Source organism: Streptomyces sp. NBC_01077, assembly GCF_045162855.1.
GTDB lineage: Bacteria > Actinomycetota > Actinomycetes > Streptomycetales > Streptomycetaceae > Streptomyces.
This window is the reverse complement of record NZ_CP108669.1, coordinates 5571428-5588631: the sequence shown is the minus strand read 5'-3', so window position 1 is coordinate 5588631 and position 17204 is coordinate 5571428. Positions and strand designations below refer to the sequence as shown.

General features: G+C 72.6%; 15 protein-coding genes. 4 read left to right on the top strand and 11 right to left on the bottom strand.

Annotated features, from left to right (window positions below):
• The first annotated feature begins 25 nt into the window (after positions 1-25).
• Complete coding sequence (locus tag OG462_RS25320; RefSeq protein ID WP_406060984.1) at positions 26-1240, top strand: hypothetical protein; 1215 nt, start codon at positions 26-28, stop codon at positions 1238-1240.
• Here the strand turns inward: OG462_RS25320 and OG462_RS25315 are convergent.
• The 4 genes from OG462_RS25315 to OG462_RS25300 form a co-directional block, all read right to left on the bottom strand.
• Positions 1221-2012 (bottom strand): N,N-dimethylformamidase beta subunit family domain-containing protein, encoded by a 792-nt coding sequence (locus OG462_RS25315; RefSeq protein ID WP_406060982.1) that lies wholly within the window; start codon positions 2010-2012, stop codon positions 1221-1223. The genes OG462_RS25320 and OG462_RS25315 overlap by 20 nt on opposite strands.
• 211 nt (positions 2013-2223) lie before the next feature.
• Positions 2224-3447 (bottom strand): FG-GAP-like repeat-containing protein, encoded by a 1224-nt coding sequence (locus tag OG462_RS25310; protein WP_406060980.1) that lies wholly within the window; start codon positions 3445-3447, stop codon positions 2224-2226.
• Between the two features lie 187 nt (positions 3448-3634).
• Positions 3635-4621 (bottom strand): alpha/beta fold hydrolase, encoded by a 987-nt coding sequence (locus OG462_RS25305; RefSeq protein ID WP_406060978.1) that lies wholly within the window; start codon positions 4619-4621, stop codon positions 3635-3637.
• Positions 4622-5195: 574 nt separating this feature from the next.
• A complete protein-coding gene (locus OG462_RS25300; RefSeq protein ID WP_406060977.1) occupies positions 5196-5885 on the bottom strand; it encodes a metal-dependent transcriptional regulator in 690 nt (229 codons plus the stop codon).
• 196 nt (positions 5886-6081) lie between these two features.
• Here OG462_RS25300 and OG462_RS25295 point away from each other — a divergent pair, with 196 nt between their 5' ends.
• Positions 6082-6849 carry an SIS domain-containing protein gene (locus OG462_RS25295; protein WP_266895072.1) on the top strand — a complete coding sequence of 256 codons (768 nt, stop codon included), beginning with the start codon at positions 6082-6084 and terminating at the stop codon, positions 6847-6849.
• Positions 6850-6948: 99 nt separating this feature from the next.
• On the opposite strand, the gene OG462_RS25290 is transcribed toward OG462_RS25295, so the two are convergent.
• Positions 6949-8274 carry a PAS domain-containing protein gene (locus tag OG462_RS25290; RefSeq protein ID WP_406060976.1) on the bottom strand — a complete coding sequence of 442 codons (1326 nt, stop codon included), beginning with the start codon at positions 8272-8274 and terminating at the stop codon, positions 6949-6951.
• A gap of 129 nt (positions 8275-8403) precedes the next feature.
• Positions 8404-9147 (bottom strand): pyridoxamine 5'-phosphate oxidase, encoded by a 744-nt coding sequence (pdxH, locus tag OG462_RS25285; protein ID WP_406060974.1) that lies wholly within the window; start codon positions 9145-9147, stop codon positions 8404-8406.
• Between the two features lie 189 nt (positions 9148-9336).
• On the opposite strand from pdxH, the gene OG462_RS25280 reads away from it, so the two are divergent.
• On the top strand, positions 9337-10437 hold the full coding sequence (locus OG462_RS25280; RefSeq protein ID WP_406060972.1) for a citrate synthase 2: 1101 nt from the start codon (positions 9337-9339) through the stop codon (positions 10435-10437).
• Between the two features lie 124 nt (positions 10438-10561).
• On the opposite strand, the gene OG462_RS25275 is transcribed toward OG462_RS25280, so the two are convergent.
• A complete protein-coding gene (locus tag OG462_RS25275; RefSeq protein WP_406060970.1) occupies positions 10562-11677 on the bottom strand; it encodes an isopenicillin N synthase family dioxygenase in 1116 nt (371 codons plus the stop codon).
• 375 nt (positions 11678-12052) lie between these two features.
• Here OG462_RS25275 and OG462_RS25270 point away from each other — a divergent pair, with 375 nt between their 5' ends.
• Complete coding sequence (locus tag OG462_RS25270; RefSeq protein WP_406060968.1) at positions 12053-13108, top strand: M4 family metallopeptidase; 1056 nt, start codon at positions 12053-12055, stop codon at positions 13106-13108.
• A gap of 66 nt (positions 13109-13174) precedes the next feature.
• On the opposite strand, the gene OG462_RS25265 is transcribed toward OG462_RS25270, so the two are convergent.
• From OG462_RS25265 to OG462_RS25250, 4 genes are all read right to left on the bottom strand, one after another.
• The gene (locus OG462_RS25265; protein WP_406060966.1) at positions 13175-13753 is read right to left on the bottom strand and encodes a TetR/AcrR family transcriptional regulator; all 579 of its coding nucleotides are present in this window, start codon (positions 13751-13753) and stop codon (positions 13175-13177) included.
• The gene (locus tag OG462_RS25260) at positions 13741-14466 is read right to left on the bottom strand and encodes an enoyl-CoA hydratase family protein (RefSeq protein WP_406060964.1); all 726 of its coding nucleotides are present in this window, start codon (positions 14464-14466) and stop codon (positions 13741-13743) included. Before OG462_RS25260 ends, OG462_RS25265 begins: the two co-directional genes overlap by 13 nt.
• Complete coding sequence (locus OG462_RS25255; RefSeq protein ID WP_406060962.1) at positions 14463-16040, bottom strand: 4-coumarate--CoA ligase family protein; 1578 nt, start codon at positions 16038-16040, stop codon at positions 14463-14465. The genes OG462_RS25260 and OG462_RS25255 overlap by 4 nt, the downstream gene beginning before the upstream one ends.
• A 285-nt stretch (positions 16041-16325) precedes the next feature.
• Positions 16326-17150 carry an excalibur calcium-binding domain-containing protein gene (locus tag OG462_RS25250; protein ID WP_406060960.1) on the bottom strand — a complete coding sequence of 275 codons (825 nt, stop codon included), beginning with the start codon at positions 17148-17150 and terminating at the stop codon, positions 16326-16328.
• Between the last annotated feature and the right edge of the window lie 54 nt (positions 17151-17204).

Sequence of the window (17204 nt, the reverse complement as noted above, 5' to 3'; positions counted from 1 at the left end):
TTGCCGATCTTGAGGGGGCCGTCACATGATCCGACTCGATTCCGCCGTCACTCCCACCCTGCTCTCCGGCGCCACGCTCGCCTCCCAGGGCAGCGTCGCGCAGTCGTTCTTCTGGGAGTCCTTCGACCAGTACTGGTACGTGTGCCAGCGGGACATCACCCCCGCCGACCAGGACCGGCTGCTCGTCTCGCGGCTCACCGCCGACGGCGTGCTCGTGGACTCCATGCACATCGAGCGCGCCGGGCACGGCGCGAACATAGGCGTCGAGCGGACCGGCGGCGCCGTCTTCCTGTGGACCGACGCGCTGCCGAGCGGCGGGTGGGCCACCGGACTCGCCCGTATCCCGTGGCAGAAGGACGCCACCGTCGACGCCTCGGACACCACCGCGCCGGCATCCGTCGTCACCTTCCACCGGCCCCGTACGACGGGGGCGTACCGGGTGTCCGCGACCATCGACCCGAACCGGCGGCAGCTGATCTACCGCTGGCAGTCCAACGACATCAAGTCCGAGGAAGGCGTCGGCGGCATCGACCGGTACGACCTGGACGCCGTCGTGGCGGGGACGTACACGCCCCTCGCGACCATGCCGTTCACCGCGTCCGGCCGGACCCTCCAGGGGTACGCGAGTCTCGGCGACCACCTGTACACGTACTACGGGAAGCCGGACAAGGAGCCCGGCGCGGTCACGACGCTGACCTGCTCGGACTGGGCGACGGGCAGGGTCGTGCAGGACGTGACGATCACGGCGTTCGCCTCGCTGTCCGACCGTGAGCCCGAAGGGCTGTGCGTGTACGAGAACAGCCCGGGCGACCCGCAGGCCACGCTCGCCTTCGGCTTCTCCGGCGGCTCGTCCGGCGCGCGGACCTTCCAGGCGGCGCGGTACCCGCACCCGGGGAACGGGACGTGGACGGAAGTCCCGTTCAACACCGCCGCGTTCGTGCCGAACAGCGCCAGTTACAAGCCGCAGTACCGGCTCTCCGGCGACCAGGTGTTCCTGCACTTCTCGCTCGACCAGATCGACGGCAAGGCCTGGGCCAGCACGCAGCAGCTGTTCCAACTGCCCCTGCGGGCCCGGCCGAACCGTACCCAGCGGCTGGTCGGGGTGGTCTCCGGCGCGTACGTGACGGGCCAGCCGCTGACCGTACGCCTTGAGGTGACCGCCGACGGCTGGGTGACGCTCTACGACGACCGCGGCTTCAAGGGCTGGATCGGCGCCGACGTCAGCTTCTGGATCTGCTGACCCCGACGGCTTCCAGGGCCTCCGCCGCCGCACGGCGGGCCGTCTCCTTCGTACGGCCCGGCTCGCTCAGCGCCGACGGGCGGTCGAGGTGGACGACACGGGGGCCGCGTACGGCCGTGCCGGCCGTCACGACCGCCTTCGCGCGGGCCGGGTCGACGCGGCGCGCGCGGAGGTCGGCGGCCGTGGCGTACGTGACGTCGTAGCCCTCTTCCTCCAGCCAGCGGCCCACGCTCGCGTCCGCGCCCGGCTCCCCCGACACGACGTGCAGGAGGGCGGAGTTCCGGGCCGGTTCGTGGACGACGAAGGGAGTGTGGGCGCGGTGGCCGGCGGGTGTCGTGAGGACCGCGAGGTAGAGGCCCGAGACCCAGGTCGCCGGGATCGCGCGGGACCAGAGCCCCGGCGTCGCCGTCTCCGTCAGCAGGTGGCGCGCCCGGGCGCCGCCGTAGTGGCCGAGGCGGTAGATCGCGACCGTGACCGACTCGGCGCCGGGTGCGGTCAGGTGGAGGCGGAGGGGTTCCCCCGGGGCCACCGAGTCCCGCGCCGCACGGCCCTGGATCTGCGGGCGGTGCGGGTCCACCCCGCGGGTCTCGGCGCAGCCGACGGCCCACTGGTCGGAGCCGGGTGCGCGGTTCTCCCGTACGACCGGGTTGTCCCCGGCCGTCGTGGTGGGGTGCGCTGCGGCAGCCGACGGCACCCACGCGGCGGACGCGGCGACTGCGCCCGTGCCCGCGCCGATGCTGCGCAGGACCGTACGACGGGACGGCTCCGACATGGGGCGACCTCCGGGTCGGTTGTCATGGAGCGATCATGGTACGGGCGCCGGTCCGGGCTTCGGCACAGCGAAGGCCTCCACCCGGGAACTGCGGGGCGGAGGCCTTCACTTGGCCGAACTCACTCGATCGAACTCGCCGGATCGGACTCACCGATCGGACTCACCGGATCGAGGTCGCCGGATCAAGGTCGCCGGATCAGAACACGCTGGATCAGAACGCGCCGTTGAGGCTCCACCAGGAGTCGGTCTCCGGGAAGCCCGACGCGATCTTGCCCGTACCCGTGCCCGAGTAGAGGACCAGGACGCCGTCTCCGCGGAACACGTTGGAGACGTAGCTGCTGTTGGTGATCGCGGCCAGGTCGTTGTGACCGTCGCCGTCGTGGTCGCCGACGGCGAGGAGCGAGGCCATGACGTTCCAGCCGGCGCTGCCGAGCAGGACACGGGTCCCGACGGCCCCGGCCTTGCCCGGGTACAGCCACAGCTTGCCGGTGGAGGCCTCGCGGGCGACGAGGTCGGCCTTGCCGTCGCCGTTCATGTCACCCGACGCGGTCAGGGCGTTCATTCCGTTCCAGCCACCGCTGCCGATCATCTTCCGCGCGCCGAGCGCGCCGGTCGACGTGCCCGGGTACAGCCACAGCTTGCCCGTGGCCTTCTCGACGGCGAGCAGGTCCGCGCGGCCGTCGCCGGACAGATCACCGAACGCGGTGATGCTGTTCATGGCGTTCCAGCCGCCACTGCCGATCAGCTTGCGGGTGCCGATCGCACCGTTCCCCGTGCCGGGGTACAGCCACAGCTTGCCGGTGGCCGTCTCACGGGCGATGACGTCCTCGCGGCCGTCGCCGCTGAAGTCGCCGTGCCGCGTGAGGGTGTTCATGGCGTTCCAGCCGCCGGTGCCGATCAGCTTGCCCGAACCGTCACCGGGCAGGAACCAGAGCCGGCCCGCCTTGTCGCGGACGACGACGTCAGCCGTCCGGTCGGCGTTCATGTCGCCGAAGCCTGCCGCCTCGGGGGCCTGGTTCGCGTACCAGTACGGGTACGGGTCCATGGCGCACTCGCGCTCGGTGGGGACGAACTTCAGCGAGCTGACGGAGTTGCTGCCCGGGCCGCCCCACTCGGAACCCGAGGGGCTCGGGTAGACGACGCCGACCATGCCGTCGAGGCCGTGGTTGGCGTCGTCGTACAGGCAGGCGTACTTGTTCGTGCGGTTCACGACCGACCGGAACGTGTTGTCCCAGCCGCCGAGCGTCGCCACGTTCGTGTTCGTCTTGTACATCGTGCCGGTGCCGTTGTCGGTCTTCCAGGCACAGAAGTAGCCCGACGGGCAGTCGCTGACCGCGGCCTGCGCGGGCGCCGCGCCCGCACCGAGGAACCCGACGGAGCTGAGCCCCAGCGCCGTGGCCACCGTGGCCAGGCGCCGCAGCAGAGATGTGCGCATTCATTCCCTCCCTGAGGCGGCGCGGAGAAGACCTCGGACGCGCCGCGAGAGGGACCGTACCTTGCCCTGCGCGCGCGTCCGACGGGAGGGTCCGACCTCGCCGCCCGAACCCTGTCCTCCGAGGTCAGGGCGGTCTGCGGGGTCGGGACGGCCTACGAGGTCGGGCGGTCCACGAGGCCGGGACGGTCTACGACGTGAGGACCCCGTTCAGGAAGGGACCGACCGCCTCGCGCCAGGCGTCCGGGTGCTCGTAGTGGAGGAGGTGGCCGGCGTCGGGAATCTCCGCGTACGCCCCGTGAGGCAGCACCCGGACCATCTCCTGCGCCTCGGCGCGGCCCAGTTCGCCGTCCAGGCCACGGACGACCAGCGTCGGGCAGCGGACCTGGGCGAGCGACTCCCAGTGGGCGTCGTGCACCCAGGTCTCGCGCGAGGTCAGCATCTGCTCCGGGTCGAACACCGGACGCCAGCCGTCCGGGTGCTCGGCCATCACCTCGGCGAAGAAGGCGCCCCGGGCGGGGTTGGGCCGCTCGACCCACGGGTCCTCCTCGCCGAACCAGCGGCGGGCGGCGTCGAGCGACGGGAACGGGGCGGGCCAGCGGCGGAACCAGTCCCGCCACTCGCGCTGCGAGGCCGCACCGAGCGCCGAGGCACGCATGTCGCAGATGACGAGGGCGTGGACGAGGTCGGGGCGCTCGGCGGCCAGCTGCCAGGCGGTGAGGGCGCCCATGGAGTGGCCGATGAGGGTGACCGGGCCGAGGCCGAGCTGCTCGACGGCGGCCGCCGCGTCCGCCACGTACGCCTCGCGGGTGAAGGCGGCGGCGGGGGGCTTGTCGCTGTGCCCGTGGCCTCGCTGGTCGAGGGCGATGGTGCGGGGGCGCGGCTGGGGGACGGAGGGGGCTTCGGGGGCGGGGAGGGTGAGGGCGGGGGCGCCGGGGCGGGGGACTCCGGTATCGAAGGCCTGGGTGTCGAAGGCCTGGGTGTCGGGGGCGCGGACGCCGGGGTGGGCCGCCGCTTCCGTGAGGCGGCTGATCGCAGGGGCCCAGTGGGCGGCGTGGCCCATCAGACCGTGAAGGAGTAAGACCCCGGGGCCGGTCTGCGGGGCGGCCCCGGGCGTGAAGTCCCAAGCCGCCAGCCGTACGCCGTCGGCCCCGGTGACGTCGAGTCGTCGCGCCATCCCTGGCACCCCCTCTTCTTGCCGTCGAACCTCGCCAGACTATCGAACTTGCATTCGAAAATGCGCTCCTGCCGCGCAACACCCCTCGTTCGAGTGACAGGGCTCAAGGGTTGACGGCCGCTGCCGAGGGGAGATCTTGAACGGGAGGCGGACCGCTCGGGGAAAACGGTCCGAGGGGATTGACCTTGAGAGCTCGGGGCTCCAGGTCAGCACAGGGGAGGACAGGCCCCGGCGCCGAAAGGCGCCGGGGCCCTCTGCTGTCCGGGGCTCTGCTGTCCAGGGCGCGCGGGACACCGGGGCAGACGGCATACGACGCACGACATCCGCTTGCTGCACGGCCCCACCCCTCCCCGATATCGCACCACTCCGCCCCAGCGTGGCACGGCGAGGGCGCGGGCGTAGCCATTCCGGCGTAAACCGGGGCGCACGGAGAACGACCGGAGACGCGAAAGGGTGCCCCGCCGGTCGTCGTACTCGACGACCGACGGGGCACCCTTCCCACGAGATCCGGCGAAAACCCGGCCTCAGCGCGTCAGCGAATCAGCCCGTCAGCGCCTCTCCCTGCCTCAGCCCGTCAGCGCTTCGCCACGAACACGTGCGCCGCGACATCCGCGCCCAGCTCGGCCGCCTCGCCGCTGCTGCCCACGAGGATGCCGCCCGCGGACTCCGTCACCGACACCACCGAGCCGGGCTGCACGCCCGCGCGCCGCAGCGTGTACATCAGCTGGGCGTCCGTCTGGATCGGCTCGCCGATCCGGCGCACGACCACCGTCTTGCCCTCGCTCGCGTCCAGCTCGGCGAGCGACACCATCGTGTCGTCGAGGAAGGCCTCCGCCTCCGCCTTCTCGCCGAGCTCCTCGAGACCGGGGATCGGGTTCCCGTACGGCGACTCCGTCGGGTGACGCAGCAGCTCCAGGACCCTCCGCTCCACGGCCTCGCTCATCACGTGCTCCCAGCGGCAGGCCTCGGCGTGCACCTGCTCCCACTCCAGGCCGATCACGTCGACGAGCAGGCACTCCGCGAGGCGGTGCTTGCGCATGACGCGGGTGGCGAGGCGGCGGCCCTCGTCCGTCAGCTCCAGGTGCCGGTCGCTGGCGACGGCCACCAGCCCGTCGCGCTCCATCCGGGCCACCGTCTGGCTCACCGTTGGGCCGCTCTGGTCGAGCCGCTCGGCGATCCGGGCACGCATGGGGACCACACCTTCCTCCTCAAGCTCGAGGATGGTGCGGAGATACATCTCCGTTGTGTCGATCAGTCCGGACATACGTGCCCCTCGATGAGTCGTGCGCTGGCCCTGCACCAATTCTGACGCATCGCGCCGACAACCGGGCCGCACCGGGCGAAGGCGGTATTGACAGAGCAATGGTCCAGACCGCACCGTGATCGGCGACCGGGGCAGGACCAGGGCACGACCACGACATGACGCGACGACGCGACGGCGACGAGAAGGAGCTTCTGGAATGGGCGACAGCGCGGGCGAGAGCAAGCTGGCCGGACAGTTCTTCGACGCCGCGATCGGCCTGCTCCAGCAGGTGCGCGACGGCGACTCGGCCGAGATCGCCGAGGCGGGCGCCGCGATCGCCGAGGCCGTGGCCAACGGCAACCGGCTCTTCGCGTTCGGCGCGGGCCACTCCTCGCTCGCCGCCCAGGACGTCGTCTACCGGGCGGGCGGCCTCGCCCTCATGAACCTGCTCGTCGTCCCCGGTGTCGTCGGCGTCGACGTCATGCCGGCGACGCTCGGCTCCGCCCTCGAACGCGTCGACGGCCTCGCCGGCGCGGTCCTGGACTCCTCCCCCGCCAAGGCCGGGGACGTCCTGATCATCATCTCCCTCTCCGGGCGCAACGCCCTGCCCGTCGAGATGGCGATGAACGCCCGCGCGCTCGGCCTCACCGTCATCGGCGTCACCTCGGTGGCGTACGCGACGGAGACGAAGTCCCGGCACGTCTCGGGGACGTACCTCAAGGACCACTGCGACATCGTCCTCGACTCCCGGATCGCCGTCGGGGACGCCGAGCTCACCCACGAGGGCATCGAGGCCCCCTTCGCACCCGCGTCCACCGTCGTCACCAGCGCGCTCATGCAGGCCACGCTCGCCGCCGCCGCCGAGGACCTCGTCCGCCGCGGCATCGAGCCGCCGCTGCTGCGCTCCGGGAACGTCGACGGCGGCCACGAGTGGAACGGCCGCGTGATGACGGAGTACGGCGACCGGATCTTCTACCGGCACTAAGGCGTTCCAAGGGCTCGGGGCGCCGGGCCCTCGGCCCTGCCCGCGGGGCCCAAGGCCCTCCCCCCACTCCCCCAAGGCCCGATTCCCACTCCCCCAGGCCTACGCCCGCTCCTCCAGGTCCAGCGCCGCCGCCACCCTCGACGCCACCGATTCCGCGAAGACCACGTCCTCGCGCTCGAAGGGCCGGCGGCACGCGGCCCGCAGGAACGTCACCACGCCCAGCGTGCGGCCCCGGGAGCGCAGGACCACGCACACCGCGTGGGCCGCGTCGCCGGGCCACTGGTGGGCCTCCGCCCACACCTCCGCCGTACGGCCCGCGCTCGCGCGGACCGTGCCCACCCGGTCCCAGGCCTGGAGCGCCGGATGCCTCGGGCCGTACCGCAGCGGGATGCCGCCGCCCACCACCGGCGAGGCGGGGCCGGGGGTGCCCCCCGGCGTGGCCAGGGCCCGGGTCAGGCGCCGCTCGCCCGCGACCCGGTCGACAAGGGCGTGGTCCGCGAACCCGGCAAGAGCGAAGTCGAGCAGCACCGTCGCCGCCTCCGCCGGGTCCTCGCACTCCGCCGCCGCCGCGCCCGCCCGGTGCAGCTGACTCCACCGGAACCGCAGCCGGTCCGCCTCGCGCGCCGCGAGCCGCTCCTCCGTCACGTCCTGGAACAGCCAGGCCACCCCCAGCGGCACCGGCTCCTCCGCCATCGGCGAGGACAGCCGCAGGAAGCCGCTGCGCCAGCACCGGCGCCGCTCCCCGGTGGACGTCCGCAGCGTCACCCACACCTCGGCGGGCGCCGGCGGCGTGCCCTCCGCCAGGACGTGCTGGATCGCGCCCTCAAGGTCCTCGGCGCCGTGCACGACGACATCGCCCAGCGGGCGCCCGAGCAGGGCCGTACGCCCGGTTCCGAAGGCGCGGGCGGCGTGGCCGTTGACCATGGCGGGGCGCAGATCGGCGTCCACGAGGACGACACCCCAGGAGGCGTCCTCGAACAGCGCCTCGCTGAGCGCCACCGACCGCTCCAGGTCGAGCTGGACGTGGACCTCGCTGAACGCGCAGTACACCCCCGCGGGGGCGCCGTCCGCCCCTCGTACGCCGGCGGCCTGGCTCCGTACGAGCACCCGGCCGCCGTCCTTGCGGAGCAGTGCCAGCTCGTGGACCTGCCGCCCGGGGCCCTTCATGGCCCCCATCAGCCGCTGCAGTGTCTCCTCGGCGTCGGCGCTCCGCGCCGCCCACCCCTCGAACCCGCGCCGCCCGACCGCCTCGGCGGCGGACCAGCCGAGGATCCGCTCGGCCTCGCGGTTCCAGTGCGTGATCGTCCCGTCGGCGTCGAACGCGCAGAGCGCCGCGTCCATCCCGTCGAGCAGCGCGGCCAGCAGATCGGCCCCCGCCCCGGGAACGGAAGCGGTCGCGCTCGCGGACCCCGTGAAAGTACTCATCCCGGCACCCCCCCCCATGCTGCGGCCATTCAACTGGAACGTGACGCAGAGCACATCACCTTCACCGAAATCGTTGCATCGCGGAAACGAATGTGGTGACGGGTGGGCGAACGGGAGCGGTGCGGCCGCTCAGGGCGCCAGCCGCTCCACCCGCCAGGTCTCGCCCTCCGCGCCCTCCCCGCCGTCCTCGCGGACGTACCGCAGACGGTCGTGGAGGCGGTTCTCGTGCCCCTGCCAGAACTCGACCGCGTCCGGGACGACCCGGATGCCGCCCCACTCCGGCGGGACCGGGACCTGGGTGCCCTCGGGGTAGCGGGCGGCGAGTTCCCCGTATCGGGCGAGGAGTTCCGCGCGGGAGTCGATCACCGAGGACTGGCGGCTCGCCCAGGCGCCCAGCTGGGAGCCGTGCGGGCGGGTCCGGAAGTAGGCGACCGTCTCGTCGCGGCCGATGTGCTCGGCGCGGCCGGTGACGATGACCTGGCGGGCCAGCGGGTGCCAGGGGAAGAGCAGCGAGGCGTACGGGTTGGCCGCGAGCTCCGCGCCCTTGCGGGAGTCGTAGTTGGTGAAGAAGACGAAACCGGCCTGGTCGTAGTGCTTCAGGAGCACCGTGCGGGAGGACGGGCGGCCGTCGGGGGTGGCCGTGGAGACGATCATCGCGTTCGGCTCGTGGATCGCCGGGTTCGTGGCGGTCTCCTTGAACCAGCGGGTGAACTGCGCGATGGGTTCGGGCGCGAGGTCGGCCGCCGACAGCTCGGTGGTGCGGTACTGCTCGCGCATGTCGGCGGGATCCAGGGCGTCGTTCACGACGCCTGTGAGGGGATCGTTCGCGGAGTCGTTCGCGGGATCGGTCACGGGATCAGTCACGAGGGCCATCCTGCCGCAGCACCTCAGTTTGCCCGGCACCGCGTGCCATCAATCCTTACTCGCCGAATCGGCGCAGTGTGCCGGATGTCACGCTTCCCCGCATCATCGGAACCGTACAGACTCTGGGGCTGGACGACTGTTGAATCCCCACCATCGACCACCACTCGGTTGATCGATCATCGATAGAGGAGCCGCCTGATGTCCGACTTCGTACCCGGACTCGAGGGAGTCGTCGCGTTCGAGACGGAGATCGCCGAACCCGACAAGGAAGGCGGCGCCCTCCGCTACCGCGGCGTCGACATCGAGGACCTGGTCGGTCACGTCTCGTTCGGCAACGTCTGGGGACTGCTCGTCGACGGCGCCTTCAACCCGGGCCTGCCGGCCGCCGAGCCGTTCCCCATCCCGGTGCACTCCGGCGACATCCGCGTCGACGTGCAGTCCGCGCTCGCGATGCTCGCACCCGTGTGGGGCCTCAAGCCGCTCCTCGACATCTCCGCCGAGCAGGCCCGCGACGACCTCGCGCGCGCCGCCGTCATGGCGCTCTCCTACGTCGCCCAGTCCGCCCGCGGCCAGGGCCTCCCGATGGTCCCGCAGAGCGAGATCGACAAGGCCGAGTCCGTCGTCGAGCGCTTCATGATCCGCTGGCGCGGCGAGCCCGACCCGAAGCACGTCAAGGCCGTCGACGCCTACTGGACCTCCGCCGCCGAGCACGGCATGAACGCGTCCACGTTCACCGCGCGCGTGATCGCCTCCACCGGCGCGGACGTGGCCGCCTCCCTCTCCGGCGCCGTCGGCGCCATGTCGGGCCCGCTGCACGGCGGCGCGCCCTCCCGCGTCCTCGGCATGATCGAGGAGATCGAGCGGACCGGCGACGCCACCGCGTACGTGAAGCAGGCCCTCGACAAGGGCGAGCGCCTCATGGGCTTCGGCCACCGCGTCTACCGCGCCGAGGACCCCCGCGCGCGCGTGCTGCGGCGTACCGCCCGCGAGCTGGCCGCGCCCCGCTTCGAGGTCGCCGAGGCCCTGGAGAGGGCCGCCCTGGAGGAGCTGCACAACCGGCGCCCCGACCGCGTCCTGGCGACGAACGTCGAGTTCTGGGCGGCCATCGTCCTGGACTTCGCCGAGGTCCCGGCGCACATGTTCACGTCGATGTTCACGTGCGCGCGTACGGCCGGCTGGTCGGCGCACATCCTGGAGCAGAAGCGCACCGGCCGCCTGGTCCGCCCGTCCGCCCTCTACACGGGCCCCGGCCAGCGGAACCCGCGCGAGATCGAGGGCTACGAGGACATCGCGGGCTGAGCCCGCCTGCCGCCCCCTCCACCTGCCACCTGCCACGGCGACGGCCCGACCCGCACAGTCAGGGCCGTCGTCGTGCGCGCCGCCGTCGTCGTGCGCTCCGCAGAAGCCGTAACGGCTGTACCGGCTACGCCGACAGCGCCGGCTGCGCCTCCGGATGCAGGAGCAGGTCCGCGTGGTGACGGGCCGCCACCAGCGGGTGGGCCCGCATCTTGCCCTTCAGCTCATTGCGGCCGTACTCGGCGAACAGCGGGTTCGCCGGGTCGGCCGTGACGCCGGGCGCGGTCTCCGCGTACGGGAAGACCAGCGGGCTGATCCGGGCGTCGAGCCGCGGGTTGTAGAAGAACGGCACGGAGTACCGCTCCGTGGCCCCGGGCGGTGAGACGACCCGGTGGTTGGTGGCGAGCAGATAGCCGTTGGTCGCCACTTCGAGCAGCTCGCCGAGGTTCACGACGAACGCGCCCGGCAGCGGCGGCACGTCGTGGAAGTTCCCGTCCTCGCGCTGGACCTGGAGCCCGCCCACCTGGTCCTGGAGGAGCAGGGTGAGGAAGCCGTAGTCCTTGTGCGCGCCGACCCCCTGGTCGTCGCCCTCGCCGCTGCTGCCCGGGTAGCGCACCAGCTTGAGGTGCGGGTGGGCGCGCGGCCCGAAGATGTCGTCGTAGAAGTCCGCGGGCGCGCCGATCGAGGCGAGCAGCTCGTGCAGCAGCCGCTCGGCGACCCCGCTGAGCCGCTCGATCCAGTGCAGGGCCGCGGTCCGCAGCTCGGGGAGCACGGCGGGCCACTGGTTGGGGCCTTCGAGCCACCAGTACGGGGCTTCCCAGGGCGCGGGGGTCCGCGCGGGGCGCTCGGCGCCGATGTCGAGCTGGTCGCGCCAGTCGCGCGCGCCGGCGGTGCGCTCGTCGCCGATGCGCGTGTAGCCGCGGAAGTGCGGCGAGTTGATGTTGTCGATGGCAAGCCGGTCGGCCTCGGGCAGCGCGAAGAAGGCGTGCATCGCGGAGGTCAGGGCCCGCGTCTCGGCCTCGGTCACCCCGTGCCCGATGAGCTGGAAGAACCCGACGTCGTGCGCGGCCGAGTGGAGCTGCGCGTGCAGCAGGCGCCGGGCCTGGGGCCCGCGGTCGGCGGCGGAGAGGTCGACGATGGGGAGCTGTGAGGCGTACGAGCTGCGGGTCTGCTGCTGGAGGGTCTGCTGCCGAAGGGTCTGCTGCCGAAGGGGCTGCTGCTGGGAGTACGAGCTGCGAGTCATGAATGCGTCCGCGGGGTCTACGGGTGCCCGGGCGGCCGCCAGGGGTGGGGCGGGGGCCGCGGGTGCCGGTCGGCTTGAGCTCTGAACGAGGGACCCAGGGGGGCGGTGGTGGTGCCCGGGAGGGTCAGGCGGAGCGGCGACAGCTCATGCTCGTGACGCGGACGAAGTCCACGTGGCGACGGCGTACGAGCATGGGCATGCGACCAGAGTACTGCGGGAGGGGTGGATCGACTGTGGCCTGGGTCACGCCCCGACGTCCGAGGGTCGGGGGGGCGGGGGGTGTTCAAAAGGGCGGCCGTACGCGAAGATCGCCGCCACACGTGTCACGCACACGTCAAGTCTCTCTTCGCAGCATCCCGACGCAGGAGGATGTCCATGACCCGCCGCCCGTCCCGCGGCCTGCTCGCCGCAGCCGTCGCCACCGCCGCCACGGCGGCCACCGTCGCGCTGCTGCCCGCCGCCGGCGCCTCCGCCGTCCCCCAGGCGGCCTCCCCGCTCCCCCAGGCCCGCGTCTTCATGGTGAACCCGGTCCAGGCCACCGGCGACCAGACCCTCACCGACCACAAGGACGCGGCGAGCGACGTACCCGCCTCCGCGTACACCACCGTCGCGCTGCGGAACCTCGACGCGAGCGGCGGCCTGTCCGGCCGCTGGGTCGCGGTCCGGTCCGAGACGGGCAAGCCCGCGACCGTCGCGGGCGCCGCCGCGTACGACCGCTCCGACGACCGGTTCGAGCAGGTCATGGCGTACTTCTGGGTCAACGAGGCCCAGGAGTACCTCCAGGGGCTCGGCTTCGGCACCGAGCTGCCCGGGGCCAACGACCGGGTCCAGCCGGTCCGGCTCAACCAGTGGGGCGCCGACAACTCCTTCTTCACCGACAAGAAGGCCGAGATCCGCTTCGGCAAGGGCGGAGTGGACGACGCCGAGGACGCCGAGGTGATCCTGCACGAGTACGGCCACGCCGTGCACAACGCGCAGGTCCCCGGCTTCGGGACGACCCCGGAGGCCGGCGCGATCGGCGAGGCCTTCGGTGACTACTTCGCCGTGCAGGTCGGCACCCACGCCGTCCAGAAGTACGGCTGGGCGATGAAGACAGACGCGGCCTGCGTCGCCGACTGGGACTCGACCGGCTACAGCGAGGCGCCGCACTGCCTCCGCCGGATCGACGGGACCAAGACGTACGCCGACCGGGAGGGCGAGGTCCACGCCGACGGGGAGATCTGGTCCCGCGCGCTCCTCGACATCCGCACCTCACTCGGCGCCCGGACGGCCGACCGGATCATCGTGAACGCCCAGTTCGGCTTCGCGCCCGACACCGACTTCGGCGACGCGGCACGGAAGACGGTCGAGACGGCGCAGAAGATGTACGGCACGTCGGCGGCGAACGCCGTACGGGACGCGTTCCGGGCGCGGGAGATCCCGGGGGTGTAGGCCCCGTTGCTCTTACGCAGGCGTTCTTACGCGCGTTCATGCACGGGCGTTCATGCACGGGCGTTCTTACGCCAGCGCCTCGTCCAGCAGCCGCGCCCACTGCGACACCACCCGGTCCCGGCGGGCGCGGTCGTCCGTCAGGAGGGTGGCCAGGCCCAGGCCGCGGGCCATGTCCAGGAGGCCCTGGACGGTCTCGCGGACGCCGGGGCGGGACTCGTCGGCGCCCAGGACCTCGACGGCGATGCGGTGGGACTCGCGGCCGACGCGGGCCTCCAGCTCGGTCACGCGCGCGCGGAGCTGGTCCTCGCCCGAGGCGGCGACCCACAGGTGGAGGGCGGCCCGGAAGAGGGGCCCGGTGTAGAGGTCGACCAGCGCGGCGACGGCCTCGTGGCGGTCGCGGGACGGCAGGGCCCGCAGCGCCTGGGAGCGCTCCTCGGCGACGTACTCGACGGCGGCCGTGAACAGGTCCTCGCGGGTCGGGAAGTGGTGCTGGGCCGCGCCCCGGGAGACTCCGGCCCGCTCCGCGACGACGGAGACCGTGGAACCCGCCCAGCCGTGTTCGGCCAGGCAGGACACGGCCGCCTCCAGGAGCCGCTGCCGGGTGGCGCGGCTCCTGTCCTGCTTGGGTGCGGTCACAGCCGCCATGCGGGGTCCCGTCGTTCGAGGAAGGCCGTCATCCCCTCGCGCGCCTCGGCAGAGGCGAAGAGCGTGGCCGACCTCTGCACCAGGTCCTCCGCGTCACGTTCGAAGGTCTCCAGGACTCTAGCGGTGACCAGCCGCTTCGCCTCGCGCAGGCCTTGCGGGGAGGCGGCGCGGAGGGAGTCGAGGATGCCGGGGAGGGCGGCCTCCGTGTCGGTGACGAGCCCCGCCGCCATCGCCTCCGGCACCCCGAACCGCTCGCCCGTCAGGTAGTGGCGGGCCGCCGCGCGGGGTTCCAGCTTCGGGAGGAGGGTGAGGGAGATGACGGCCGGCGCGACCCCGATCCGTACCTCGGTGAGGGCGAAGTCCGCCGCCTCCCCCGCCACGACGATGTCGCAGGCGCCGAGCAGACCGAGGCCGCCGGCCCGTACGTGCCCGGTGACGTGTCCGACGACCGGTTTCGGCAGCTCGACGATCTGCCGGAGCAGGTCCACGAAGGCGTACGGGCTCGGCGGCGCCTTCAGGTCGGCGCCCGCGCTGAACGTGCCGCCGGTGTGGGTGAGCACCACCGCCCGGACCGCCGGGTCCTTGCCGCAGGCGGTGAGCGCGTCCGCGAGCTCGGTGACGAGCGTCGCGGAGAGCGCGTTGCGGGTGGCCGGGGAGTCCAGGGCGAGGGTGGTGATCCCTCGCTCCTCGACCGATGTCACGAGTGTCGTCATGCGCGGTCCCTCAGTTCCCTTCGGAGGATCTTCCCGGACGCTGCCCGGGGAACGGCGTCGATGAACTCGACGCCGCGGACCTTCTTGTACGGGGCGACCCGGGCGGCGACGTGCGCCATGACGTCTTCGGCGGTGAGGTCGGGCGCGGCGGCCTGGCGTACGACGAAGGCCTTGGGGATCTCGGTGCCGTCCGCGTCGGTGACGCCGATGACGGCGGCGTCGGCGACGCCCTCGTGGGTGAGGAGCAGCGCCTCGAGTTCGGCGGGGGCGACCTGGAAGCCCTTGTACTTGATGAGTTCCTTGACGCGGTCGACGACGTAGAGCCAGCCGTCGTCGTCGACCCGGCCGATGTCGCCGGTGTGCACCCAGCCGTCGGCGTCGATCATGGCGGCGGTGGCGTCGGGCCGGCCGAGGTACCCCTTCATGACCTGGGGACCCCGGATGGCGACCTCGCCCTCCTCGCCGGGCGCCGCGTCCCTCGACGGATCGTCGAGGGACAGGATCCGCATCTCGGTGGAGGGCAGCAGCTTGCCGACGGTGCCGGGCGGGGGGTTCTCGGCGGCGAGCGGTACGACGTGGGTGCCCGGGGAGAGCTCCGTCATGCCGTACGCCTGGAGCACCGGCGGCAGCCCGAGCCGCGCCGAACAGGCCTGGGCGAGGGTCGCGTCGAGCGGGGCGGCGGCGCTGACGATGTACTCCAGGGAGGACAGGTCGTAGTCGGCGACGGCCGGGTGCTTGGCGAGGGCGAGCACGATCGGCGGGGCCACGTAGAGGCCGTTGATGCGGTGCTTCTGGATGGCGCCGAGGAAGGTGTCGAGCTCGAAGCGGGGCAGCACGACGACGGTGGCGCCCTGGCGGAGGGGCGCGTTCATCAGGGCGGTGAGCCCGTAGATGTGGAAGAAGGGGAGGATCGCCAGGATCCGGTCACCGGGTCCCATGGGGATGACCGGCTCCAGCTGGGCGAGGTTCGTGGCGATCGAGGCGTGGGTGAGCATCACGCCCTTGGGGACGCCGGTGGTGCCGGAGGAGTACGGGAGCGCGGCGATGTCCTCGTCGGGGTCGACGGGGATCTCGGGCACGGGCCCGGTGGATCCGAGGAAGGCCTGCAGCGATCGCACCTCCTCACCCTGGGGTGCGGCGTCGCAGACGAATATCTCCCGTATCCCGCCCGCGAGTTCGGCCGCCGCGCGGGCGGAGGGGAGGAGCGGGGAGACGGTGACGATCCAGCGCGCGGAGGAGTCGCGGAGCTGCTTGGCGAACTCCTCGGGGGTGGCGAGCGGATGCACGGTGGTGACAGAGGCTCCCGCGCGCGTGGCGGCGTAGAAGGCGACCGGGAAGAGCACGGTGTTGGGGCTGTGCAGCGCGAGCACGTCCCCCTTCCGCACCCCGGCCTCGGCGAGCCCGGCGGCGACCCGCCGGTGGAAGGCGTCGACCTGCCCGTACGTGAGGGTGAACTCCCCTGCCCCGTCGACCAGTGCGGGGGTGTCGCCCCACCCGGCCGCGCGGCCGAGCACCGCGTCGTGGATCGGCAGGGAGACGGTGGAGACGGCCTCGTACTCGCTGTGGAACACCATGCAAGCCCCCTGGAGAGGTGGGAGAGGTGGAAGGTGGTCGCCAGGATCGCGCGTGTGGGTACGACTTGGGGAGACCTTGTCAGCACTCCGGGGAAACAATCAAGCACGCATGCATGATTCTTGGGAGGAAGCGAGGCCCGCTCTCCGAGCCAACGGCCCGCCCCCTGAGGCAACGACCCGCCCCCGAGCAGGGACGGGCCGTGTGACCCGAGGAGGGGCCGTGTGACGCAGGGGCGGGATCAGCGCTCGCAGGGGCGGGCGGGCCGTGTGGCGCAGAGGCGGGTGTCAGCGCTCGCAGGCCACGCCGTCGCCGTCGCGGTCGAGGTGGCTGTCGTAGCCCGGGTCGCCGCGATGGATCGGGGCGGCGCCGGCGGCGCGGACGGCCGAGCAGTTGGCGTAGTAGACGCTGCCGCCGCCGGACGACGAGTCGTCACCGGCATCCTCGGTGGGCGTCGGCTCCTGCGTGGGCACCGGCGCCTGGGTATGCGTCGGCTTCGGGGTGGTCGGCTTCGGCTTGGGCGTGGGCTTCGGAGTGGGCTTGTGGAGCACCGCGTTGGGCGACGCGGGGCACGGGACGCCCGGCGCGGTCAGGTACACCACCGGCACCGCCGACGAGACCGGCGCGCCGGCGTCAGGGCGCTGGAAGCAGACGGTCCAGGCCGCGTGGTCGGCGGGCAGCTCGACGTCCTTGTAGGCGGCGTAGGCCCGGCCCAGGTTGTCGGTGAGGAGCTGCTCGGAGTCCGCGTACGTCCCGCCGACGAGCGAGGGCATCGCCGGGGCCCCCTCCGTCTTCGACGGAGCAGGCGTCGGAGTGGGTGTACCGGAGGAGGTCACGGTGGCCGTCACCGTCGGCTTCGCCGCGCCCTTCGCGTCGTCCGTCTTCTCCTCCGGCGGGTCGCTGAAGACGAACAGCAGGAACCACAGACCGCCGAGGACGGTCGCGACGATCTTCTTGTTCCGGCTCCAGCGGCTCATCCAGGTCAGGGCTATGCCCGCCGGCGGGAGGAAGACCAGGAGACAGATGATCAGGGCGGGGTGCTGCCACCAGCGCCGCACGGGCATCGGGGCGGGAGCGGGCTGGAACGGCGGCGGGGGCGGGTACACGTGCATCTCTCCCGGGGGCTGTGAGCGTGCGCGAAGTGTCGAGGATCGTACACAGGATGT